The sequence below is a fragment of the Marinilabilia salmonicolor JCM 21150 genome, from assembly GCF_000259075.1.
Classification (GTDB): Bacteria; Bacteroidota; Bacteroidia; order Bacteroidales; family Marinilabiliaceae; genus Marinilabilia; species Marinilabilia salmonicolor.
Map to the genome: position 1 here is coordinate 230004 of NZ_AJKI01000031.1, position 24833 is coordinate 254836.

The window sequence follows — 24833 nt, forward strand, 5'->3', positions numbered from 1 at the left end:
AACTTTAATCATTCGCAACATCCGGCCTTAGTGAAAATAGAACAAGAAAAAATCGTTCATATCTTCGCTTTTCCACCCGAAAGCTACGAATTGAATCATCTGGCAGGTCTTCTGGCTTACTCAGGTTTGAATGGCCTTCCCGGAATCAATTGTCAATGATCAATTACCAATGATCAATTGGTCATTGGTAATTGTGAAATTCCAGTGGCGAAAGTATTATTCAAACCATATTAAGAGCTTACAGCTGCGGGGACAGCTCCGGAATTGAACCGGATTCCCTTTTAATCGTATTCCTGAATACAGAAAGTACGAACCAGTCTTATTGCCGGCAAATTTAAAGTAAAAATTTCAGAATAGGGACTTAAAGCAGAACAAAAAAGAAAAAAACATCCCCAAAACGCTCTTATCAAGATGGTTCAGACGTAGTAAATGAACCGAATGAGCAATACTCGTGTTAAACAATAAAAAAGCAACATGTCAACTTACCTGATTATAAATATTCTTGTGGTAATTATTCCATTGCTGTTCAGTTTTGACAAAAAGGTGGCATTTTTCCGTATCTGGAAATACATTTTCCCGGCGATGCTCATCACCGGGGCAACTTTCATTCTTTGGGACATTCTATTCACCCATATCGGGGTATGGGGCTTCAACGAGGTGCATCTCACCGGACTAAAAATCATAAACCTCCCCATGGAAGAGTGGCTGTTTTTTATCACGGTTCCCTATGCGGTGGTTTTTACTTACCGGGTATTAAACGTATGGGTACCTATGAAAAAACATCCCGAGATGCAGCGAACCATCAGCTATGCACTCATTATTATATTTGCCACGGCAGCGGTATTATATTACGACCGGATTTATTCGGTTGCCACTTTTTCTCTGGCTGCTCTCTTTGTTTTGGTTACAGAATGGCTGCTGAGGACAGACTATTTATTGCATTTTTACAGAACCTACCTGATTGCCCTGATTCCATTCCTCATCACCAATGGAGTTTTAACAGGCTTCGGTTTGGAAGAGCCTGTAGTCTGGTACAATGATTCCATGAACTCAGCAATCCGGATTGTGACCATTCCCATCGAAGATGTAGCTTATGGGTTTGTACTCATTGGCCTGAATATAACCCTGCTGGAATGGTTTATTCCGGGAACGGCGTCAACGCCGGATCTTTCGGGTACGAAAAAGAAAAAATCCCATTGAGGCCACACCAACCAAAACACCAGCAATGGTTCCTCCGAATGAATCGAGAAACAAACCTCCATTTTTGACCGGTGCCACCAGGAGATAAGCTGCACAAACAATGGTCATAAAAGTGGCAGGTAAAGAGAGCATCCAGTGACTCTTTTTCACTCTGACCAGGTACATGGCTCCTGTCCACAAAACCACCACTGCCAGCACCTGATTCGACAGGCCAAGATACTTCCATATCGTTGCAAATTCGAGTCGTGAAAGCACAAACCCAACGGCAAAAAGGGGAATACTAATGATCAAACGTTTGTAAATAGAGGATTGATCAAACTTAAAAACATCGGCAATGGTAAGCCTGGCACTTCGAAAAGCCGTATCGCCGGTGGTAATCGGGCAGGCTATTACGCCGATCACAGCAAAAACAGCTCCCACAGCCCCCAACCACGAACGACTAATTTCATTCACCACCCAAGCAGGATTTTGACCGTCCACCATCATTGTTTTATTCAGATCTCCGGCACTGCCGAAAAAATTCATTGCTGCAGTTGCCCAGACAATAGCCACAATCCCCTCGGCAATCATAGCTCCGTAAAAGACATGACGTCCATGGCTCTCCTTCCTGATACACCGGGCCATCATTGGAGCCTGCGTAGAATGAAATCCGCTTAAGGCACCACAGGAAATAACAATAAACATCATGGGAAAAAGTAAATTCTCTGTTGGATTGTGATGCCAGTTGCGAAAGCTCCCGGCTTGCAGTTCATGAATAACCAAATCACCGGTTGTTCCGTAATAAATCATCGCTCCTGCAATCCCCACAGCCATAATCAGCAAGGCTGCTCCAAAAACGGGATAAATTCGACCAATAATCTTGTTGATCGGTAAAAGCGTAGCAATCAAATAATAGGCAAAAATACTGTAAAGCCATAGTTCAAGTCCTCCATCGGTAAGATTGGCAAGCAAGCCGGCAGGCCCTGAAACAAAAGCTACCCCCACAAAAATCAGAAGAAGCAAAGAAAAAATACGCATAAAATTCTGAAATCCAGGCCCCAGATATTTACCCACAATTTCAGGAATGCTGGCCCCATGATTACGTACCGATAACATCCCGGAGAAATAGTCATGCACCGCCCCCATAAAAATACACCCCAACACAATCCACAAATAAGCTATGGGGCCATACATTGCCCCCAGAATAGCGCCAAAAATGGGGCCCAGTCCGGCGATATTCAGAAACTCTATGGTAAAAACCTTCCAGGTAGGCATGGGCACATAGTCCACTCCGTTGTTAATTTCGATAGCCGGTGTTGACCGGGAGTTGGTTGCCCCGAAAAAACGCTCCACAAATTTTCCGTAAAGAAAAAATCCTAAAACCAGGGCTGCGATAGAAGTTACAAAAGTTATCATGGGTTTATTCGGATTTATTGAATACAAAGATAACAGACTATTGAAAAGTGCGAAAAGGAATTCCCACATCCACCAAAAAAAGGGCTGTCCGCATCGGACAGCCCTTCCCTGTTTTCATATAGGCCGGTTCATAAGGTTAAAGGTTAGTAACCGGGATTTTGGTCCTCCTGTTCTATTTCATTATTAGCTGCAATTTCTGTCAAAGGAATGGGCCATAACTCGTTTCTGCCTGCCTGGAACCCATCTGCTGCCAGTTCTTCAGCAGCATCGCCCCAGCGTACCAGGTCGGGATAACGGGCTCCCTCGAAGGCTAACTCCAGCTGACGCTCCAGCTTAATAGCCTCCCTAAGGTCGCCTTGTCCTAAACCTGATAAAAGCGGAAGCTCAGCACGGTCACGAACTTCATTCACATACCCAATTGCTGTTCCGGGATCGCCATCTTCATTGTAAGCCTCGGCAGCCATCAGCAACACATCTGCATAGCGGATGAGTCGCCAGTTGGTGGTATAGTTCAATTCAGCAACTGCTCCTCCTTCTGAATTGGTTTCAGAGGCGTAAGTCGCATACTTCAACCGAAGATAGTTTTCATAATCCCACGCCGGAATTGTATTACCTTCTTCATCAGTATCCGCAACAATTGAGCCACCAGCAGCTAAAAATTCCTCTTCACTCATAATGGTAGCCTGATAACGAGGTCCATTATCACCAGCCTCATTAAAAGCTATTCCAATCTTTTCAGTGGGCAGATTAAATCCCCAGCCGGGAACAATTCCCAACACATCCAGATTGGTGAAAAATGGTGCACGGGGCCCCATCAGCTGAACATGAATGTTTGATTCATCCAGTCCGCCCCAGGCGAAAGTTCCCCAATCGTAACCTTCATGAGAGGTATAGGCAATCTCAAAAACAGACTCATCACCATACTCGGAAACACCTTTCCAGACATCAGAAAAATTTTCCTCCAGCTCATAATCAGGAGAGTCTATCAACTTCTGAAACTCTACATGAGCCAGATCCCATTTTTCCTGGTACAGATACGCTTTTCCCAACATCGCCTGGGCAGCCCCCTTCGTTAGGCGAAACTTCTCATTATCTGCCAATTCAGACTTTGAAGGCAATACTGCCATAGCGTCCTTTAGGTCAGTTTCAATCTGAGCATAAATATCTGCTTTCGGTGTGCGCGGCTTATGATACTCCGCTACTACAGTCGGGTTAACCGTAAAAAACGGGACATCTCCAAACAAAGAAACCAATTCGAAATAACTCCAGGCACGCATAGCTTTAGCCTCTGCAATCACCCGTTCGCGTATTGCATTAGATGGCTCGATTCTTTCAATAATGGTGTTGGAATGGTTAATCGTATTGTAGAAACCTTCCCACACAGCAGTAGTAACAGGATTATCAGATTCATTATTAAAATCATCAATATTCTGATAGGGAGGCTGGTCACCGGAACCACCTCCGGCGGCATTGGCTTCATCACCTGCGAGTACTTTGGCCACAAATGCACTTTGCCAGTCGCGACCATAATTCCACTGCATCAAGGCATAGCCACCAATAATGGTAGAAACCACCTGTTCGTCGGTCTCAGGATACACTTCAGTGGACAAACGTCCTGTAGGATCAATGGTCAAAAATTCATCCTTACATGCCGGCGTCAAAATCAAAAGAAGCGCCGGAATCATTAATAAAAATACTTTATATCGTTTCATAGTTATCAGAATTTAAGACGATTAAAAATTAACTGACAAACCAAACAACACTTTTCCGGGAATTGGATATACACCACGATCCACACCCTGAGTCTGAATATTGGTACTTCCTGCTTCAGGATCCAGTCCTTTGTAATCGGTAAAAGTGAAATAATCGTCAAGAGAAACAAACACCCGGGCTTTGCTTAACCCCATCTGTCCAATAACAGACTGCGGAAAACTGTACCCCAACTGAAGTTGTTTGATTCGCATATACGAACCATCCTGAATCATCAGGTCACTCCTGTAAATGTATTGTTCTTCATCCAGATCGGCTCGGGGAGCACGTGGCATTGAGGCGTTGGTATTATCTGGTGTCCACCGGTCGGTAAAGAAATACTTTGGCTTATTGGATCTGGGACGGTCGGGACGATACCAGGCAGTATAAATATCATTGCCTTTTGTCCCTTGCAAAAACATCCGGAAATCCAAGCCTTTGTAGGCCAAATTAAGACTTGCACCATAGAGCAGGTCGGGATGTGGGTCACCAATATTCGTCTGGTCAGCATCAGAGATTCTGCCATCTTCATTGACATCCACCACGTTGGGCATTCCTGTCTCCGGATTTATTCCATCAGTCTTATATCCAGAAAAATACCAGATCGGTTCACCCTCTGCAAACCACGTGATATCATAACCACGCACATTGGCTCCGCGTACAGGAGCATCCTGACCAAGATAGGTCACTTCATTTTTCAATGTGGAAAGATTCACATTGGCACCAAAAGAAAGATCTCCAATTTGGTCATTATAGCCAAGTTCCAGCTCAAGTCCTGAATTGGAAACATCCCCTGCATTTACGTATGGAGGTTGGTTTCCAACTGATAGTGGAAATAGTCCCCTAACAATCAAATCCTTGGTCTGCTTATCATAGTAATCGGCAGAGAAACTCAGTTTCTGATTCAGGAAACGCATATCTGCACCAATGGAAATCTGCTCCGAGCGTTCCCATTTTAGATCCTCGTTGGTCAGCTGCTCAATCTGAGCTCCTGAATAATAACCTGACTCATTGGATCCCGGATATTGAATGCCGGATGTTGTCCAAAACTCCTCACCTTCCAGTCCGTTAAGAATTGAAGTGCTACCATTCTGTCCCCAGCTAAACCGAAGTTTCAGGAAACTCATAAAATCATTGTTCCAGAAATCTTCTTCTGACACAACCCATCCGGCGGAGACTGCAGGAAATACGGCCCCCTTGTCACCTTCGGGAAACACAGCAGCAGCATCTCGACGAACAGAAGCTTCTATCAAATATTTGCTCAGATAACTGTAAGACAACCTTCCATAAACAGAAGTCATGGTTTCTTCATACAGGTCCCCAAAAATCCTGTCATTATCATGCGACGAAGTGTACGAATGAAATGCATATCTGTCACCTTCCCACACCATAGGACTGGAAGTCATGCTCCAATCGGGATGTGATCTTTTCTCGGCAGAAAAACCTGCCATAACCGTAAAATCATGGTCTGCAACCCGAAGATTGTAGGAAGCAAAATTCTCCCACAACCAGTTAAAATACTTATCCAGGTTGTCATTAACCGTGTTGGTCGAGTTCACACTCTCTTGTGAAAAGTAGTATTTATTTCGCCACTCATGATATTGGTTGTACGACAGATCAAGCCCCAAACGTGAAGTAATGGTCAACCCCTCAACAGGCTTAAGGTTAGCATACAGCGTGCCCATCAACTGGTCGTTGGTGTTATTATTATTGTACGTTTGCAGACGTGCAACCGGGTTGGCAATTTCACCCGTTGCATTAACTGCCAATGCATAATAACCACCATTCTCGTCGGTAAGTAAAGTGTTACCCGCTTCAAGCGCCGTTCTCTCTCTGTCTGTTTCCTGCCCGGGAGCATAAGAAACCGGAGTGGTGGGGTCCATCAGCAGTGCATTGTTTAACACACCACGATACTCATCATCTTCGCCAACTGTTTTCCGGGTGGCATGAGAGTATGAAAGGGTATTTCCAACTTCCAGCCATTCTTTAACATCATAAGAGGCATTGAAACGAAAGGTCATACGCTCGTATGAAGCCTTGTCACCTCCAACAACACCGTCTTGCTGATTGTAAGATACAGAGGCAAGATAATTGGATTTTTCTCCACCTCCCGAAAAATTCAGGTGATGGCTTTGCATCGGAGCATCTTCGAAGACTTTGTCCAACCAATCGGTCCCGTTTCCAACACCGGTGGGCACGGTAACATTCTCCTCAGCCTCCTGCATAAACTGCACATATTCCTGCGCGTTCATGAGTTCCATATCGGTTCTCACGCTTTGTATTCCGTACTGGAAATTGTAAGATACCTGAGCAGCCCCCTTCTTTCCGGTTTTTGTAGTAATAAGCACAACACCATTACCACCTTCCGAACCATAAATGGCAGAAGAGGCAGCATCTTTGAGGACTTCAATGGATTCAATATCGCCGGGAGCGATGTTATCAATACTTCCCACTTTCATTCCATCCACAATATAAAGTGGCTCAGACTGGTTATTTGAGCCGGTACCGCGGATTCTCACGTTAGCTCCGGCTCCGGGAGACCCGGAAGATGGTAGTACAGTAACACCGGCAGTACGTCCCTGCAAAGCCTGCTCGACCCTGCTGTTGGAAGTATTTTCCAAATCTTCAGCATTTACGCTGGAGATGGCACCCGTAACCAAAGATTTTTGCTTCACACCGTACCCCACCACGATTACTTCATCCAGGTCTGAGGCCTGTTCCACCAGAGACACATTAATGGTGGTCTGGTTGCCAACAGGTACTTCCTGGGTGGTAAAGCCAATAAAGCTGAATTGAAGAACATCTTCCGATGAAGCCTGGAGTTCGTAGTTACCATCCACATCCGTGATGGTCCCTTGCAGGGTACCTTTGATAACCACGTTTACTCCGGGCAGAGGAAGATTTTGAGAGTCGGTCACTGTTCCGTTGACCGTTTGTGCATCTTGTGCCAACGCGACGGAGGCACTTAAGAATGTCGCTCCAAGAGCGATCGCAATACCGGTAAGTATCTTTCTACCACCGGATTTGACCTTTTTTAACAGGTCGCCTTCCAAAAAAGATCGGATCTTTTTCATAAATTTGCCGTTTTACAGGTTTTAACAATAGTTAGAACTAATCTCTGGGGTGTTCATTCGGTCCAACGCCAATTTTTCCGAATGACATCCCTTTTTTATTTACATTTAATTATTGCATAAGCATCTTTTTTTATCCCATTTCTACCAATACATCGTGCTCCTGCCCGTCAAAAACGGAAACCACATTGGCACTCACCTCTTTTCCGTCAACTGTCATTCTTGCAACGCCCTTACTTACTGAAGCAGCATTAACAACTTTAATGTTAAAGGTGGTTCCTCTGAGCTTCCTCTTAACTGAAAATCCTTTCCATTCGGAAGGAATACAGGGATCAATCATCAAGCCGTCATAATCCGGGCGGATTCCCAGAATATACCGGGTAATGGCATAATAGTTCCAGGCTGCCGTCCCTGTGAGCCAGCTGTTTTTTGCCTCACCCGGCTTTGCCGCATCTTTACCGGCAACCATCTGAGCATACACATAGGGTTCGGTACGATGCAATTCTGAAATATCCTCCAGATAGGCCGGGCATATTTTTTTATAATACTCCCATGCTCTTTCGCCACGCCCGATATTGGTCTCTCCAATCATGATCCAGGGATTATTGTGACAAAAGATTCCTGCATTCTCCTTATATCCTGCAGGATAGGTCGATATTTCACCGTATTCAATCACATATTTGGTAAAAGCAGGATTGTTGAGTACGATTCCATATTCACAATCCAATCGTTCTTTGACCGAGTCCAAGGCTTTCTCCACCATGCCTTCGTCTTTTCCGACCTCTGCCATGGCACACCATCCCTGAGATTCAATAAATATCTTCCCTTCTTCATTCTCGTGGCTTCCCACTTTGTTGCCATAAAAATCGTAAGCCCTCAAATACCATTCACCGTCCCAGCCGTGTTTTTTGATGGCTTTGACCATTTCATCCACGTATTTTTGGGCTTCATCCGCCTCAGCATCTTTACCAATCTGGCGGCAGAGTTTTACATATTCACCTCCGTAAACCACAAAAAGGCCGGCAATCATAAGCGATTCGGCAGTTCCACCAGATTTGTTCTCGGTAGTTTGAAAAGACTCATTGGGATCTTTCGAAAAACAGTTCAGGTTGAGGCAATCATTCCAGTCGGCCCGCCCGATAAGTGGCAAACCGTGAGGCCCCAGGTTATTTACCACATGATAAAAAGACAGCTTCAGGTGTTCAAAATGACTTTTAGCCACCGACATATCATTGTCAAAAGGCACCATCTCATCAAGAATGCCATAATCGCCTGTCTCTTTAATGTATTCTGCAGTGGAAAGAATCAGCCACAAAGGATCGTCGTTAAAATTACCCCCGATGGCATCATTCCCACGCTTGGTAAGGGGCTGATACTGGTGATAAGCCCCACCGTCCTGGAATTGGGTTGAGGCTATATCAATAATACGCTCTTTAGCTCTTTCAGGAATCTGGTGCACAAAACCAATCAGATCCTGATTGGAATCCCGGAAGCCCATACCACGTCCGATACCCACTTCGAAAAAAGAGGCTGAACGAGACATATTAAAGGTAACCATACACTGATACTGATTCCAGATGTTCACCATACGGTCAAGTTTCTCATCGCCACTATCCAGCACAAAACCATCAAGCAGATTATTCCAGTAATTTTTCAAATCGTCAAAAGCAGCATTAACTTTTTCAACGGAATCAAATCTGGCGATAACTTCCTTTGCCGGTTTTTTATTGATAATGTTTTTGGCTTCCCATTTTTCCTCCTCTTTATTTTCGATATACCCCAGAAGAAAAACCAGCTCTTTGCTCTCACCGGGTGCCAGTTCAATCTCAAAATAATGAGATGCTATGGGAGACCATCCATGAGCCTCAGAATTACAGGGTTTTCCCTCCAATACTGACCGGGGGCCGGAAAATTCATTATAAAGCCCCACAAAACTTTCCCTGTCGGTATCAAAACCCTGCACCGGCTCATTCACATGATAGAACGCATAATGATTGCGACGTTCTTTGTATTCGGTCTTATGATAAAGCGTGGAACCATCAATTTCAACCTCACCGGTATTCAGATTACGCTGCAGGTTGTTTTGGTCATCTTCAGCATTCCACAAACACCACTCCTGAAAAGAAAACAGTTTAAAGCTTTTCTTTTGCCCGGATTTATTGGTCAGCTTCATTTTCTGAACCTCGCACCATGATTTCAGCGGCACAAAAAACAACACTTCTGCTTCCAGCCCGTCTTTTTCTCCTTTTATTTTGGTGTAGCTCAAACCATGACGGCATTCATAATTATCCAACGGTGTTTTTACAGGTTTCCAACCCGGTGACCACACTGTTCCTCCGTCATTTATATAAAAGTAACGTCCCCCGTTATCCATGGGCACATTGTTGTACCGGTATCGTGTCAGTCTCCGGAACTTGGCATCCTTGTAAAAAGAATAGCCTCCGGCTGTATTGGATATCAGGGAAAAGAAATCTTCATTTCCCAGATAATTAATCCAGGGCCAGGGGGTTTCAGGAGTATTGATCACATACTCTCTCCGCTCATCATCAAAAAATCCAAACTTCATAATGTTCTTCGTAAAATATATAGTATTTATTAATTAATGTGTTTTTATTTAACCTGAATAATTGACTTCATCGAACTTTGTTTCACAAATAATTTCATTACGAAAATTCATAAATTAATCAGGTCAAGCATTTTCTGCAGCCCTGCGTGCATTCAGTTCTGTTGTTATTTCATCCAAAGCATCCTGATCCAGCGGATAGAAACGCATCAATACAGCCGCTATAATAGCAATTACCGCAGGGATCCAGCTCATGAGCATAATAATTCCCGGCACTGCTCCCTGAATAGCCACAGCATTTTGTCCGTCATAATGGAAGAAGGCCAACACCACTCCAATAATGGCACCTGCCAACCCACCGCCAAATTTGGTAGCAAAAGATCCGGCCGAATAAACCAGTCCGGTAGCCCGTCTTCCGTTTTTGAATTCAGAATAGTCAGCGGCATCTCCCAGCATCGCAAAGAACAAGGTGGGGAATATTGCTGCCCCAAATTCAGATATGATGCCGATGGCAAAAATGGCCGTGGTATCTTCCGGGCCACAAAAAGCAATCAATGCGTTAACACCTCCGGAGAACAGCAGTGCATAGATAAACAACTTTCTTTTGCCCAGTCGGCGCCCAAGCGGGGAAGTTGCCATGGCTCCGAGAATCGAAGCAATCATCAACATCACCATATAAGATCCTGCCAACAGCTGGTTGTGCAGATAATGGGTAAAATAAATGACCGTAATACCCTGTTTTATGGAATTGTAAATATTAAACAACAAGCCAATAATCAAAAGAATCAGCCAGGGCTTATTCTTCACCAGATCTTTCAGGTCCCTCAACAAATTAGTCTCCTGTGTTTTGGGTGGAAGTACCCGCTCTTTGGTAGCTGCAAAGGTGATAAACAATGAAATCACCAGAACAATGGACATCAGATAAATAGACTTACTGTACCCCTGTTTCTGATCAATGATTCGGATTCTGGCAGCCTCCAGTTCCGGTTCACCTTCCACAATAAACGCATATTCTTTGTTAGCCTCCATTGAGAAACTTTTCCCTTTGGTAGGAATATTTGAACTATCCGCCAGCGCAGCATCAGCCCAGCTGAAAAGAGCCACTCCGTCTTCGGTTTTGATATTGACGTTTTCCACATTCTCAGGTGTGGAAACCACCACTTCATACTTCTGATTCTCTATCTGGGCAACTTCGATGGAAGGATTGATATTACCGAAGTGCGACACTAACAGTAGCAGTGCCCCCTGAACCAGCATCCCTCCGGCAAAAGCACCCACCATCCGGTAAGACCCGATACTCGTGCGTTCCTTATCGTCCCCGGTCATTACCGCCATCAAGGCCCCGTAAGGAACATTATTGGCAGTATAAATGAGGGTAAATAAGATATAGGTGGAATAGGCATAGACAATTTTCCCCGTAGCACCAAGGTCAGGAGTAGAAAACAACATGGAAAGAATAACTCCAAGAGGAACCGCTGTCCAGAGAATCCAGGGACGAAACTTTCCATACTTTGAATTGGTCCGATCTCCTACAATCCCCATCAGTACATCACTGATACCGTCACTGGAACGTGCAATCAACATCAACAAACCAACGGCTGCAGGATTCAGACCGAAAACATCGGTATAAAAAACAATCAGAAAAGTGGCAACCCCTCTCCAGGCTATATTGGCTGCAGCATCCCCCAGAGCATAACCAACCTTCTCTTTAAAACTTAATTTCTGAATAATATTGGACATGGATTCCTTTTAAATATTAAAATCAAAAACTTCTTTCCGCGTTCTCTCATAAACCTCACGACTGAACATATACAACCTGGCCGGTTTATGAGCAACACCCTTTTGCTTTTCATCAAGAGGTATCAAATATTTCATTCGACTCACTTTCTTGCGGAAGTTTCTCTTATCCAACTCAACACCAAGCACTACCTCATAAAGTTTCTGAAGCTGAGACAAGGTGAATTTCTCAGGGAGCAATTCAAAGCCGATCGGTTCGTAAAGCAACTCACGCCGAAGTGCTTCCAATGCCGATTGGAAGATATCAATGTGGTCGAACGCCAATTCAGAAACTTCAGAAACCGGATACCATTTTACGTTCCGTCCTTTCCACTTCAGAGTGACCTTTTCAGTAGCCAAAAGAGAATAATACCCTACCGACAAAATACGACTGTGCGGATCACGTCCGCTGGCTTTAAGCCATGCCTGATCATTTGGTTTTAGCAATCGTTCAGGATCTCCAAACGCGCCAAACTGTTTCAGATAAATATTCTCCAGCCCGGTCAGATCAAAAAGAATACGGGCGGCAGCATCCTCCAGGCTTTCGTCTTCAAAAATATGATTACCTGTCAATGTGAGATCTGTAAACAGCTCTTTTCCTGATTTTTCATCTACCAAAACACGGTCAACCAATAAAACATTAAGCTTTTCAAAATCAAATCCGAAAATTACACAATCAACAGAAATCGTATTATTAAGTATCTTTTTCACCATGTTTTACAGAGCCATTAAAAATTAAAAAATTTGTTTGTACATTTAACCTGAGTAATTCCTGAATAACCTGTTACAATGTCCAACAATCTGAAAAGCATACCCAACATCAATCAAACTGACTTGAAAATAATTGATCATTCTCTTTTTCAATTTCATTGGCGATGTCTTGTTTTTCCTGACATATGAACATCTCATCACAATGATTCATAAATAAATCAGACAAAGTTCTCTTACTTCAACCGACCACACTGTTAAGTGTTAAAAAAACACTTTGATTTCACATCGCTAAATTAAAAAGGAATCCATAAAATTCAAAGAATAAAAAGTATTTTAATTCCTTAAAATATATTTATTGTAAAATCAACACTTAGATGCGTTGATAATTCTTGCTTTCGGCGAATAAGCAATTCTGACACAAGAGGTAATTTATATTCATTCTAAACAAGAAGGACTCCTTTCATTAAAGAAAACCCAAAGGCAGAAGAAGGACAGGCAGACGGAAGAAGAAAAAAATTCAACATTCCTTCCGTCTTATAGTATTTTGAAAAGCAGCCCCGGGATAAAACGACCGTATGGCACTAAAATGCTCTCTTCCCTCCACAATACAACGGCAGCAACGCTCCTTTCCCTAAATAGTGCCCGTCTATAAAGTCGGGAAAGTTTGTAAAAAGTCATGTGTCTGGTCAGAAAGCGCCAGTTGCAAGGCTTGCGACCGCGTGCCGCCTAAAGCTTTAGCGCCGTGCCGTCGGCAAGCCTTTGGCGACCGATGGGTGGCGCAAGCCACCAAAAACGGAGTTTACTTGGGTAAATGAGTATTTTGGCGGCAAGCGTAACGAAGCAAATGGTACTTTATGGACAGATACTAAATAGTTTCTGTCCATAAACGAAGCGTTTTTCATGTGTTTGAGCTAGAAAGTTCAAATTCAAGGCGTATGAAAAATCTAAACCGCAGAATACTAATGTATTTGAGGATTTAGATTTTGAGCAACAACGCAGAAGTTGGACTTTATAGACAAACACTAACTATTGAGATACAAGTACCCCTCACGAGGCTGTTGTTGTTAATTTTATCTGTATTGCATATTTCCATTTGTAAATGGCACTTTACGGACAGATACTAAATTAGGTTAAAAATCCTATTGAAATAATCCTTATCGACATATCTTTGTTACCCTACAAAACCAAGAACATTTAACGAATGGCAAAAAGTCAGGTATATACCAAAACAGGAGATAAAGGAAAGACCAGTCTGATCGGCGGGACCCGTGTCGATAAACACCATTACCGGCTGGAGGCATACGGAACAGTGGACGAACTCAACGCAAACATCGGTATGATTCGCTCATGGCCAAATGAAGAATCCATTAACAAGACAGTCCTGCACATCCAGGATCAGTTATTTATGATAGGCGCCTACCTTGCTACCGATGATTCTGTATCTGATTTGAGGACCAGATTAAACTCCGATGAATCAGAAATCACCTTGCTGGAAAGAGAAATGGATAAAATGGAAGAATCACTTCCTCCGTTAAAAAATTTCATTCTTCCCGGGGGACATCCGGCCGCAACTTACGCACACATCGCACGAACAGTCTGTCGCAGAGCAGAACGAAGAGTCAATGAGATGGCTGAAAAAACAGACGTTGCCACGTGGGTCATAAGATACCTGAACAGATTGTCGGACTATTTCTTCGTGTTATCCAGATATTTATCTAATTTTTACGATAATAATGAAATTCCATGGAGTCCAAAGTTGTAAGATTGTTTTTTTTTTCTAATTTCGCAGAAAATCAGCAATAGTAAAAAACAAAATATTATTAAGAGTTAAACTGTTAACGATATGTATTGGACTCTTGAATTAGCTTCTAAACTAGAGGATGCTCCGTGGCCTGCCACTAAAGATGAATTAATCGATTTTGCAATCCGCTCCGGCGCACCGCTTGAAGTAATTGAAAATCTTCAGGAAATTGAGGATGAAGGTGAAGTATATGAAAGTATTGAAGATATCTGGCCGGATTATCCAAGTAAGGACGATTTCTTCTTTAATGAAGATGAATATTAAATACTTCATCTGACAGTATTAAAAACAAACAAGGGGTCTCTTTTTCAAGACCCCTTGCAATATCAGGTGACCTGAATTTGTTTTTTTAGCAAAGACAGGCCTTCTTTTTTATAAATAATACTCACTGGTCAAATTGATACCCGCTGTAATCGGCACGTTTGACATCTATCTCCATCTTTTTAAAGTTAAAAATGGACTCATAATTCTTGGGCCGGTACTGTTCCAGCCAGACAAAACCGTCAAGTTTAGTGTCCTCCGGAGCCAAAACCAAGGGAGGATTCATATTTCCTGATGGCTGGGTTCGCAATACAATCGTATTTACCTTCCGGTCTTCAAGAAAAATAGTAAGATTGCTGCTCTCTGCCCGGTTGACTCCTATCACATACTCCCGATCCTTTGGGTAATAAACAGTTTGACCATTACCATCCACATCAATCTTATACAACTGATTGTCTTTAAAGTAACCCGTCATCATTTTCCCTTTAATCTGATTATAATGCATGGTATCTTCGGGTGCAATCAGAAAGGCATTGTCAATCATCTCAGCTTTAAAGAGTGCACGTTTTTTGGTAAAAAGTTTAATGGTTCCTGCAGTCATTTGATTGCCCTGAGCCCAGATAACAGGGTCGTGATAAAAGGTGTTGGTGCTGTCACGGAAATCGTAAACCATTGAATCGCAACGCCCCTGCAGGTCGGATCTAAAAAACTGCACATGATGAAATGCCCGGACAATTTTATTTTCAGGATCGTCATCAACCGGATCGGCGCGAAGCGTATCGGCATGAAGGAACAACGTATCTGTGCCATACACTTGTTTAAGCACAGCCCGCCGGGTTGCCATGGCCCGCTCACTTAATTCATTATAAAAACCATAATTCCCGGTAATTATAACATTATTGGCAGTATCTTCCAACTCCATAGAAGAAAACACCTCTCCAAAGCCCTTTTTCCTGTCGTAATAAATGGTATCCCCACGCAAAGTTTGTTCTCCCCCATCAATATAATTATTCCTCAAAAGCCGGGCCTTATCCTTTTTTGTATCATAAAATCCTAATTCCGAATAAATGGTATTCTGATCACTAACAATATCGGTAGGCCCCACAATTTCCACCACTTCTGTTCTGGTAAAATATTTCAGCGTATCGCTATACATCAGATAATCGGGATTGGTCAACACAACACTGTCCTTGAAGTTTACTTCGCCACTTCGAGGATAATAAAATCCAAGCCGGCTCACCAGTTCATTGCTTTCATCCACAATTCGGCCCCCGTTAAAATAGTAAGCCACATCGTCACGGCGGTCATAATCAAGATGATTGGTCGTGAGCACAACATTTCTGTTTACCAGACGCACATTCTCACGAACCTTCGCGATCTCTTCATTCCCATCGTAATAAAGTTTATCCCCATAAAGATCAATGGTGTCATTCTGTATAATATGAATAGAACCAAAAGCCTCAACCTTATTGGAATCCCGAAAAATGATGGCACTATCACAAAACATTCGCGTATTGTGATGCCGCATTTTTACATTCCCCTTAAGAGCTTGTACGTTTTTACCGAGACGCTTTTCAGCCCCCTCCAACATGTCTGCATATTCAATTAAGATGGTGCCCTTACCCCGCTGATTTTGCTGGGGCAGAACCACCTGAAGCGTGACAAAAACAAAAGAAAATAGAAGTAGTATTCTGGAAAAATTCATCAGTATAAAAATTATCTAAATTATTGGCCTGATGGAACTCGCGAGTCTTTTATACATATTATTTTGTGGCAGTTTTGAGAAATCAAAGCTCCATGCTCGTTTCATCCGTATAAAATGTATCTAATTTACTGGCCCGATGCAATCTCTATAATTACAATAACGCTACTTTAAATTAAGCCTTCTTTTATATAAGTTTCTTTTTGAACAAAGCGGCATAACTCAGGGAAAAATCAAAGCTCCATTTTAGCTTTATTCTCAAAAAAACCCGAATCAACACGTAGTATTTAATTTCAATCTACACTTGATTCCTGAAATTCAGGATTAAACGAACTTTCATCTTTCGGAAATTCAATCATTTCAGCAGAAGCTGAAACCGGGAAATAAAAACGGTTCTGTAAGTCAGGCTGAAACAAATAATCAAAACGAATTCCTGTTTCCTTAACCATACTACCATTGGGCTGTTCATAGGAAAGGATACATATTTTATCTTCGGGAATCATCTTGGCTACATTCACTCCATTTCGGCAAAGCACAAAAAAACCGGCTTCATCTCCTGTCAACACATAACTTTTCAGATATCCCGACTCAGGAGCTTTGGTAACACTGGTTATAAAATCACTGTTTTCAGTCTGCAAAACCGGAAAAACCCCTCCTTTGGGGGAAGCATTTAAAACCATTTTCCCGGTTTTCTGGTTGACTTCAATCCAGATATCTGCACTATCAAGGTTCAGTGTATTGGAGCCCTCCAGAAAATTAAAACCCCATTTCATTAACCTGCCTGCTCCTGTCCCGTTACGCTCAACAATATGCTTCTCCCGGATAAACGGAACTGTGGCAGCGAAGGATCCCTCATCCATTTTCCGCACCACCAGACTTGCATTGAAAGGATAGGGAGATAAAAAAATGGTATCACTGATATCGGGTTTCTTTACCACTTTATAATCGAGACCACTCAGAAAGCCTGAAGCACTAGTTCGAACAGTAATCCCGAATCCTCGTCGAAAAGACATCCGAAAGCGGCCGTATTCATCGCTAAGCGTATATTTCTTCTGAGTTCCGGTTTCATCAATGTTGGCCTGATAAGCAGATGAGGCAAGAATGCGGGCATGTTTTACAGGCTTTCCGGAACTTTTATCCACTACCACGCCCTTCCAGGAGATGTTATACGCTTCTCTGGCACATCCACTAATCAGTAGAAGCGCCAAAAACAATACGGTTCCCCGAATCAATATAACATGCCTCATTTTCACCCGCTTATTTTATCCAGCCCTCAAATTCAAAATCACAATTTCTCCACTCCCCGGAGATGGAAATATAGGTCTCCTGTTGTTTTCTCTCAATCCATTCGTTAAACGTTTCCTCCTGCTTTTTGTTCTCCAGCATCCGTTTTATGGTCTGATAATCATCTACCATATTGGCACGATGCGGAGGTGTTTTCTTTTGCAGCCGGACAATGGTATATTGATCGGTTCCCAGTCGCTGATCTTTCATCAGAAAAGGATCAGAAACAGTACCTTCCTCCATATTCTCAATAACCCTTGCAATGGTGGGAGGAATTTGCGGAAGTTCAAATTTGGTGGACTGGCTTTGAGGATTAATGACTGTACCTCCACTGGCCCGGGTATCTTTATCCATAGAGAACCGCAGTGCCGCATCTTCAAAAGAGATGCTGTCTGCACGAATCAGTGTCACAAGTGAATCGGCTACCTCTTTGGCTTCCTCAACAGCTTCTGTTGACGGTTTGGGCTTCAGCAAAATGTGACGAACATTAATGCGGTCTCCCTGACGTTCCACCAACTGCATAATATGAAAACCAAACTCTGTCTCTACAATTTTGGATACTTTATTTTTGTCTCTTAAATTAAAAGCTACCTGCGAGAACTCAGGAACCAGATTTGCTCTGGGCGTAAGACCAAGCTCCCCTCCCCGGGCTGCACTGTTAGGATCTTCAGAGTATAAAACAGCCAGGGTTGCAAAATCACGTCCTTCGCGCACCTGACGCTGAAAATCACGCAAACGCCCCTTCACCCGGTCAATTTCATCCTGACTGATACGTGGAGTAATGGCGATTTTCTGATATTCGAATTGCGCTGGCATACGTGGAAGACTGTCTTCCGATGTTTCTCTGAAAAACCGTCTGATTTCCATCGGAGTCACATTAATATCTTTAGAAATCTGCGACCTCATTTGCTGCGTAAGCATTTGATTACGAACCAAATCTCGTTGCTCCTCCTTGATGCGAAGAATAGACTTATTCAACCATTCTTCCAGTTTCTCTCTCGAACCGGCCCGGTTTATAAACTCATTAATTTGACGGTCCACGGTCATCAGCACCTGATTTTCGCTTACCTCTACACTGTCAATTTTTGCCTGCTCCAAAAGAAGTTTCTGAACCATCATCTGCTCCAGAATGTGACATTTCAAATCACCGGGAAAATCAACGCCCTCCATAAGTGCCTGCTGATGCTGAAACTCGATATCGGACCGAAGCACGGGTTCGTCACCCACCACGGCAACAACCTGGTCAATCACATTTTTCTGGGCATGAACCATGAACGTTGAGCCTATCAGAATAAGCAAAAAAGTAAGTCTGATGCGATGAAAATTTATCTGCATTGGAAAAATTTTTTCATTAAAAAAAGAAAAAGCTTCTGGTGTAAAGAATCGTAATTTCCTAAACTAATTTTTGTCTTATTTTATTTTTCTGCGTTAAGATTTTTGGACGCAGTTCACAATGACTGTAAAACTTACTCTGAAAAAAGAAAAATTCGTCAAAAATTATAGTTCGTCAAATTAAGGATCATTACACTTGCCTGAACGATCAGGCTAAAAGATTATTAATAAAAATTTATAGTTTTCTTCTCAAGGGCTTCATTATACAACTCTTTTTCAAGACTCTTTATAAATTCCCCCCTTTTCTTGTTCAAAAGTATGGCTTTTATTCTCTCTTCCACAAAAGTGAGCGGAGCAATACTTCCTATGAACTCATAATCCGTGACCAAAAAGAAATATCGAAATTGCTCATCGGTGGTTTCATAATAACGGTTGTATCTCAAAAACCGTTCCTCATTTCTAACCGGTTCCGGCAAATTTGCATTTATTCTCTGAAAAGGCACCCAGGTATCCAAAAACATTTTATACATCCGTGCATTTTGCAGGCTGTAATTTTCAAGTTCGACAAGACTCTCTGGGTCGGCTGTCCGGCACCAGCGACGAACATCATTTTGTCCCGGAGCATTCAAAGGTACCTTCAACATCAATCCTCTGACAATATTCTCCTGAAGCTTAAAATTGTCCTGCATCTCTTTGTAATACTTTTCAATCTCTTCGTGCTTCAACAATGGAGAATATTTCTGTTCCAACATCTTCTGCTGGTATTTATTCACCAGCAACGAAGTTCTGTATTCATCAAGCATCTGACTAACATCCTTCTCTTCATCTGTCAGGTTTGACTCGGCCTGCCGAAGAAATAATTTACTGCGCACCCAACGGTTGACATATTCATCTGCCAGCGCAGAACTATCTTCTTTGCTGACATCTAATGGCAACACTTCCTTCAAATCATTGTCCGTCAACACTTCATTCCCCACACGCACAACTGGATTTCCTGCTTTTTCCTGCGAGGAATCCCGGCATGTGAGCAGCAAAAATGAAAATCCGACAAAGAGAATAAATATTGTAAGTGCTCTAAACTTCATTCGTATATTATTTTATAATCGGTAATTGCCTCAAAAACACCCGGAAATCTATGATCAAGACAAGAAAACGTTCATCCGAAGGTTCTTAATCACACAAAAATAAGGGAATGTTTGGTGGTTGACAAACAACAACATGATCAAACTTCAAAATTACAAAAAAGAACCCGGAAAAACGCAAATGCTTTTTCCGGGTCTGTATTATACTCATTTAACCTGGTCTATTGACTTCGTCGAACTTCGTTTCATAAGTTTTCGTCATGAGATGTTCAAATACCAATAAATACGGGAAACCGCAAAGAAAATTGATGATGGGAATAATAATTTATTTTCAAGTCAATTTTATTGAGGACGCCTGTATTTAGCCGGTAGTTGAACATTGTAATAGATAATTTATGAATAGTTCAGGTTAAGAACCATCACTCAACTATCGTGAATAGTTAGGAGCCTCCCTGGTGATGGTCACATCATGTGGATGACTCTCCATCACGCCGGCATTGGTAATACGCGTAAAACGTGCACCATGCATTCCTTCGATGTCAGCAGCACCACAATATCCCATTCCGGCACGAAGCCCCCCGATCAACTGATAAATAACCTCATACAAGGTGCCTTTGTAAGGGACCCGGGCAGAAATCCCCTCGGGAACCAATTTCTTAATATCATCTTCCACATCCTGGAAATACCGGTCTTTTGATCCTTTCTGCATAGCTTCGATGGATCCCATCCCCCGGTAGGTTTTAAATTTCCGACCGTTGTAAATAATAGTTTCACCTGGAGATTCCTCCACTCCGGCAAACAAAGAACCAGCCATCACAGAATGTGCTCCTGCAGCCAGAGCTTTTACAATATCACCGCTATAACGGAGTCCGCCATCAGCAATTAGCGGGACTCCTGTGCCTTTAAGAGCTTTATGCACCTCATAAATGGCAGAAAGTTGAGGAACCCCCACACCTGCGATTACACGAGTAGTACAAATAGAACCGGGACCAATACCGACTTTCACGCCATCTGCCCCGGCATCCACCAAATCTTTGGCTGCTTCGGCTGTAGCTATGTTTCCCACGACAACCTCCAACTCCGGATATCTCTTTTTGGTTTCGCGCAAAGTATTCAAAACACCTTTTGAATGACCATGTGCTGTATCAATTACAATGGCATCCACATTGGCATCCACAAGTGCCTGAATGCGCTCAAAGGTATCAGCAGTAACACCCACTCCGGCAGCCACTCTCAATCGTCCCTTTGAGTCCTTACAGGCAAGAGGTTTATCCTTCGCCTTGGTAATATCTTTATAAGTGACCAGACCAATCAGTTTATTGTTGTTATCCACAACGGGCAACTTCTCAATCTTGTGTCGCTGAAGAATATCCACAGCCTTTTCAAGATCGGTGGTCTGATTGGTTGTGATGACATTCTCAGAAGTCATCACCTCCTCCACGGAGCGCTCAAAATCCTTTTCAAAACGCAAATCCCGGTTGGTAACAATCCCCACCAGATAACCTTCATCGTCCACTACCGGAATTCCACCGATTTTGTATTCACTCATCAGGCCCAGAGCATCTGCAACCGTTTTATCCCGTTTGATGGTCACCGGATCATAGATCATCCCGTTTTCGGCTCTTTTCACAATCTCTACCTGCTTAGCCTGTTCTTCGATGGTCATATTTTTATGAATCACACCAATACCTCCCTCTCTGGCAATGGCAATAGCCAGATGCGATTCGGTAACGGTATCCATCGCTGCCGAAACAATAGGTGTTTTCAAAATAATATTCCGTGAAAAACGAGTTGACAGATCCACCTCCCGAGGCAATACTTCCGAATAAGCCGGAACCAGAAGTACGTCATCAAAAGTCAATCCGTCTGATGCGATTTTGTCGTTGAGAAATGACATGAGCTGATGCTTTTTAGGTTTAAAAAAATTTTGGCAAAGGTAAGAAATTCTCTTTTGTTTTGCAGTTTCTGTCGGATAGATTATTTGATTAATTTTGCCCGTATGTCCGACAAATATCATGAGATATTAAAAAAATACTGGGGCTTCGACACCTTCAGACCGCTGCAGGAGGACATTGTTCGATCTGTAGGCGCAGGCAATGACACATTGGCACTGATGCCAACAGGCGGGGGTAAGTCCATCACATTTCAGGTTCCCGCACTGGCCAGCGAAGGTCTCTGCCTGGTGGTTACCCCCTTAATTGCACTCATGAAAGATCAGGTGGAAAACCTGAAAAGTGTGGGTGTCAAAGCAGCGGCAATTCATTCAGGTCTTTCTTACCGTGAAATTCAAATTACATTCGACAACGCCATGTTTGGTGGCACTAAATTTTTATATGTTTCTCCCGAAAGGTTGTCCACCGAACTTTTTCTGCAAAAACTGCCATTTCTGAACATCAACCTTATTGCAGTGGATGAGGCACACTGCATCTCCCAGTGGGGATATGATTTTAGACCCTCCTACCTCAAAATCGCAGCCATCAGGGAAATCATACCCGACACCCCTGTCCTGGCACTAACTGCAACCGCCACCCCGCAAGTGGTGGAAGACATCGTGGAGCGGTTAATGTTCAAATCAAGAAACATTTTCAAAAAAGATTTCGCCCGGCCCAACCTGGCATATGTCGTCCGTCCCACAGAAAATAAGGAAGAAGCACTGATAAAAATTCTTCAAGCTGTAACAGGAACAGCTATTGTATATGTAAGAAGCCGAAAAAAAACACGTGAATATGCCCAATTACTCATTCAGAACAACATAAGTACCGATTATTTTCATGCAGGTCTTACCCATATCAGCAAAAACGATCGTCAGGATAAATGGAAAAGAAATCAAACCCGTGTGATGGTTGCCACCAATGCTTTTGGAATGGGCATTGATAAACCCGATGTTCGGATGGTAGTACACATGGATGCACCGGACTCTCTCGAAGCTTATTTTCAGGAGGCCGGAAGAGGAGGACGTGACGGGAAAAAATCTTTTGCCGTTTTATTATGGAGCAACAACGACAAAGCAAAATTAAACAAGCAGGTTAAAACCACTTTCCCGGAGCCGGAAGCAATAAAAAGAATTTACGAGGCCCTGGGGAATTTCTTCCAGTTACCCGTAGGCACAGGTTTTCAAATGATTTATGATTTTGACATGGGGAAATTCTGCAGCACCTTCAAATTCAACATTCTTCAGGTTTTCAACTCCCTGAAGATCCTACAGCGAGCCGGATACCTGACATTCACTGAGGAGCTTGACATCCCCTCAAAAGCAATGTTTCTGGTTGAGGGTAACGAACTTTACAAATACCAGGTGGCCCATGCAGATATGGATCCGTTTATAAAAATATTGCTACGTACATACACCGGCCTGTTTACTGAGTATGCCTCTATCTATGAAGCAGATCTGGCCAAAAAAACCGCAGCAAAGGTGGAGGTTATTTACAAAGCACTTCAGAAACTCTCCAAAGCAGGCATTATTCACTACATCCCCCGAAGAAAAACACCTTTGATTACCTGGCTTCAATCGCGCGAAGAACTACGGCACCTGCGCCTGCCTCCTGAGGTCTATGAAAAAAGAAAACAACAATACATGGATCAGATCGGAGCCGTCATTGAATACGGTTCATCGGATCATATCTGCAGAAGCCGGCTACTGCTTAGTTACTTCGGACAAAGCAAGTCCGGAAATTGCGGAATATGCGATGTCTGTCTTTCCCGAAAAAAGACCGGCCTGACTGACAACACCTTTAATGACATCGAAACATCGATGGAAAAACTTCTGAAAGCACACCCCATGGAGGCAGAAAAACTCGTTGATTCCCTTCAATATGACCAAAAAAAGGTTTGGGAGGTATTAAAATGGCTTGAAGATCACGAAATAATTGGAGAGATGGAAACGGGAGAGATGGAGTGGCTGAAATAATACAGTTGCTGACATGGCTTGAGGAAAGACTATATAAAATAGGGTTTTACCCCGATTAAACACAACATTATCAATATTTATCACTAATTTTGCAACAATTATGCAGACAGATTTTGAACATCCGGTTTATTCCAAAAACGTAGTTGAATTTGTAACTGTTGCCAAGGAATTCTGTGTCTGGCTCGAAAGTACACTTTCACTGCCTCGCAGGGATTTTGTGGATACAGGGCGCAAAATGCTGCCACTATTGTACCTCAAAGCATCCGTTTTACCCAAAACGGAAACAATGCTGGAAGATGACTTCCTGGAAAAATTTGTGAATGAGGACGAGTATCAACAAATCCTTAATGCGGTATTGGTAAAAATGGGCCCCTACAATGATTATTTGGAAGTTTTTACCGCAGATATGCAAAGAAGTGTAGAACCGCTCACGGCAACGATTTCTGAAAACCTGGCGGACATCTATCAGGATGTCAAGGACTTCTTAATGAGTTACCGTACAGCCGTAACAGAGATCATGAATGAAGCACTCATCGAACTAATACATAGTTTTGAGGAGTATTGGGGACAAAAGCTAGTCAACGTTCTCAGGGCATTGCATGAGGTCGCCTTCAACGGAGAGAACATAGATGAAGAAAATGATGAAACCGATCCGACAGAAGATCGTAGAAACACCGATGACTGGTTGATCTCAAAAATGCAAAAAAACTGGCAGGATGACCACGAAGAAGATCGGAACAACATTTAATTTAGTGTCTGTCCATAAAGTACCATTTGCGTCGTTACGCTTGCCGCCAAAATACTCATCCCGATTGTGCTTTTTGATGGTTTTTTGTTCAAAAAACCTTACAAAAGCTACTTCGGAACTCCGTTTTTGGCAGCTTCGCAAGCCCCCGAAGATATCGGGGCAAGCCATGCAACAGGCACTTTCTGACCAGACACATGATAACAAATACACTATCCCGAGTTTATAGACGAGCACTAATTAGTGCCGGCAGA

At 42.9% G+C, this 24833-nt stretch carries 16 protein-coding genes and 1 riboswitch; of the genes, 5 read left to right on the top strand and 11 right to left on the bottom strand.

Annotated elements, in window-relative coordinates; genetic code table 11:
- Nucleotides 1–84: 84 nt before the first annotated feature.
- Nucleotides 85–333, bottom strand: a riboswitch (cobalamin riboswitch).
- A 141-nt stretch (nucleotides 334–474) separates the two neighbouring features.
- Nucleotides 475–1200 carry a lycopene cyclase domain-containing protein gene (locus W7W_RS22320; protein ID WP_025006823.1) on the top strand — a complete coding sequence of 242 codons (726 nt, stop codon included), beginning with the start codon at nucleotides 475–477 and terminating at the stop codon, nucleotides 1198–1200.
- On the opposite strand, the gene W7W_RS0115355 is transcribed toward W7W_RS22320, so the two are convergent.
- The 6 genes from W7W_RS0115355 to W7W_RS0115380 form a co-directional block, all read right to left on the bottom strand.
- Nucleotides 1156–2595: a carbon starvation CstA family protein gene (locus W7W_RS0115355; protein WP_010664585.1), complete on the bottom strand. Its 1440-nt coding sequence runs from the start codon at nucleotides 2593–2595 to the stop codon at nucleotides 1156–1158. The two genes, W7W_RS22320 and W7W_RS0115355, sit on opposite strands and share 45 nt — an antisense overlap.
- Nucleotides 2596–2738: 143 nt before the next feature.
- Entirely contained in the window at nucleotides 2739–4307 is a 1569-nt protein-coding gene (locus W7W_RS0115360) for a RagB/SusD family nutrient uptake outer membrane protein (protein WP_025006822.1), read from the bottom strand.
- A 21-nt stretch (nucleotides 4308–4328) separates the two neighbouring features.
- Entirely contained in the window at nucleotides 4329–7418 is a 3090-nt protein-coding gene (locus W7W_RS0115365; protein ID WP_010664587.1) for a SusC/RagA family TonB-linked outer membrane protein, read from the bottom strand.
- Nucleotides 7419–7548: 130 nt separating this feature from the next.
- Nucleotides 7549–9981, bottom strand: a complete 2433-nt coding sequence (locus tag W7W_RS0115370) for a GH36-type glycosyl hydrolase domain-containing protein (RefSeq protein ID WP_010664588.1) — start codon at nucleotides 9979–9981, stop codon at nucleotides 7549–7551.
- A gap of 123 nt (nucleotides 9982–10104) precedes the next feature.
- Nucleotides 10105–11718, bottom strand: coding sequence for an MFS transporter (locus tag W7W_RS0115375; RefSeq protein ID WP_010664589.1), 1614 nt, complete (start codon nucleotides 11716–11718; stop codon nucleotides 10105–10107).
- A gap of 9 nt (nucleotides 11719–11727) precedes the next feature.
- On the bottom strand, nucleotides 11728–12468 hold the full coding sequence (locus W7W_RS0115380) for an NUDIX hydrolase (RefSeq protein ID WP_025006821.1): 741 nt from the start codon (nucleotides 12466–12468) through the stop codon (nucleotides 11728–11730).
- Nucleotides 12469–13666: 1198 nt separating this feature from the next.
- Here W7W_RS0115380 and W7W_RS0115390 point away from each other — a divergent pair.
- On the top strand, nucleotides 13667–14227 hold the full coding sequence (locus W7W_RS0115390; protein ID WP_010664591.1) for a cob(I)yrinic acid a,c-diamide adenosyltransferase: 561 nt from the start codon (nucleotides 13667–13669) through the stop codon (nucleotides 14225–14227).
- A gap of 81 nt (nucleotides 14228–14308) precedes the next feature.
- Nucleotides 14309–14530 (top strand): DUF2795 domain-containing protein, encoded by a 222-nt coding sequence (locus W7W_RS0115395; protein WP_010425069.1) that lies wholly within the window; start codon nucleotides 14309–14311, stop codon nucleotides 14528–14530.
- A gap of 121 nt (nucleotides 14531–14651) precedes the next feature.
- Here the strand turns inward: W7W_RS0115395 and W7W_RS0115400 are convergent, their stop codons facing one another.
- The 5 genes from W7W_RS0115400 to guaB all read right to left on the bottom strand — a co-directional run bounded on the left by W7W_RS0115400 (nucleotide 14652) and on the right by guaB (nucleotide 21824).
- On the bottom strand, nucleotides 14652–16232 hold the full coding sequence (locus tag W7W_RS0115400; RefSeq protein ID WP_010664592.1) for an OstA-like protein: 1581 nt from the start codon (nucleotides 16230–16232) through the stop codon (nucleotides 14652–14654).
- Nucleotides 16233–16522: 290 nt separating this feature from the next.
- Complete coding sequence (locus W7W_RS0115405; RefSeq protein ID WP_010664593.1) at nucleotides 16523–17476, bottom strand: hypothetical protein; 954 nt, start codon at nucleotides 17474–17476, stop codon at nucleotides 16523–16525.
- 10 nt (nucleotides 17477–17486) lie between these two features.
- Complete coding sequence (locus W7W_RS0115410) at nucleotides 17487–18848, bottom strand: peptidylprolyl isomerase (RefSeq protein ID WP_010664594.1); 1362 nt, start codon at nucleotides 18846–18848, stop codon at nucleotides 17487–17489.
- Nucleotides 18849–19069: 221 nt separating this feature from the next.
- Entirely contained in the window at nucleotides 19070–19930 is an 861-nt protein-coding gene (locus tag W7W_RS0115415) for a hypothetical protein (RefSeq protein ID WP_010664595.1), read from the bottom strand.
- 424 nt (nucleotides 19931–20354) lie between these two features.
- Nucleotides 20355–21824, bottom strand: a complete 1470-nt coding sequence (gene guaB, locus W7W_RS0115425; protein ID WP_010664596.1) for an IMP dehydrogenase — start codon at nucleotides 21822–21824, stop codon at nucleotides 20355–20357.
- A 102-nt stretch (nucleotides 21825–21926) separates the two neighbouring features.
- Between guaB and W7W_RS0115430 the strand changes: the two genes are divergently transcribed.
- Nucleotides 21927–23834: a RecQ family ATP-dependent DNA helicase gene (locus W7W_RS0115430; RefSeq protein ID WP_025006820.1), complete on the top strand. Its 1908-nt coding sequence runs from the start codon at nucleotides 21927–21929 to the stop codon at nucleotides 23832–23834.
- 100 nt (nucleotides 23835–23934) lie between these two features.
- Nucleotides 23935–24582 (top strand): DUF5063 domain-containing protein, encoded by a 648-nt coding sequence (locus W7W_RS0115435; RefSeq protein ID WP_010664598.1) that lies wholly within the window; start codon nucleotides 23935–23937, stop codon nucleotides 24580–24582.
- Nucleotides 24583–24833 lie beyond the last annotated feature (251 nt).

Coding starts and splice junctions, on each gene's coding strand:
- W7W_RS0115435 (WP_010664598.1), top strand. CDS start 23,935: ATGCAGACAGATTTTGAACATCCGGTTTATTCCAAAAACGTAGTTGAA.
- W7W_RS0115370 (WP_010664588.1), bottom strand. CDS start 9,981: ATGAAGTTTGGATTTTTTGATGATGAGCGGAGAGAGTATGTGATCAAT.
- W7W_RS0115400 (WP_010664592.1), bottom strand. CDS start 16,232: ATGAATTTTTCCAGAATACTACTTCTATTTTCTTTTGTTTTTGTCACG.
- W7W_RS0115415 (WP_010664595.1), bottom strand. CDS start 19,930: ATGAAGTTTAGAGCACTTACAATATTTATTCTCTTTGTCGGATTTTCA.
- W7W_RS0115405 (WP_010664593.1), bottom strand. CDS start 17,476: ATGAGGCATGTTATATTGATTCGGGGAACCGTATTGTTTTTGGCGCTT.
- W7W_RS0115355 (WP_010664585.1), bottom strand. CDS start 2,595: ATGATAACTTTTGTAACTTCTATCGCAGCCCTGGTTTTAGGATTTTTT.
- W7W_RS22320 (WP_025006823.1), top strand. CDS start 475: ATGTCAACTTACCTGATTATAAATATTCTTGTGGTAATTATTCCATTG.
- W7W_RS0115390 (WP_010664591.1), top strand. CDS start 13,667: ATGGCAAAAAGTCAGGTATATACCAAAACAGGAGATAAAGGAAAGACC.
- W7W_RS0115430 (WP_025006820.1), top strand. CDS start 21,927: ATGTCCGACAAATATCATGAGATATTAAAAAAATACTGGGGCTTCGAC.
- W7W_RS0115380 (WP_025006821.1), bottom strand. CDS start 12,468: ATGGTGAAAAAGATACTTAATAATACGATTTCTGTTGATTGTGTAATT.
- W7W_RS0115360 (WP_025006822.1), bottom strand. CDS start 4,307: ATGAAACGATATAAAGTATTTTTATTAATGATTCCGGCGCTTCTTTTG.
- W7W_RS0115375 (WP_010664589.1), bottom strand. CDS start 11,718: ATGTCCAATATTATTCAGAAATTAAGTTTTAAAGAGAAGGTTGGTTAT.
- W7W_RS0115410 (WP_010664594.1), bottom strand. CDS start 18,848: ATGCAGATAAATTTTCATCGCATCAGACTTACTTTTTTGCTTATTCTG.
- W7W_RS0115365 (WP_010664587.1), bottom strand. CDS start 7,418: ATGAAAAAGATCCGATCTTTTTTGGAAGGCGACCTGTTAAAAAAGGTC.
- guaB (WP_010664596.1), bottom strand. CDS start 21,824: ATGTCATTTCTCAACGACAAAATCGCATCAGACGGATTGACTTTTGAT.
- W7W_RS0115395 (WP_010425069.1), top strand. CDS start 14,309: ATGTATTGGACTCTTGAATTAGCTTCTAAACTAGAGGATGCTCCGTGG.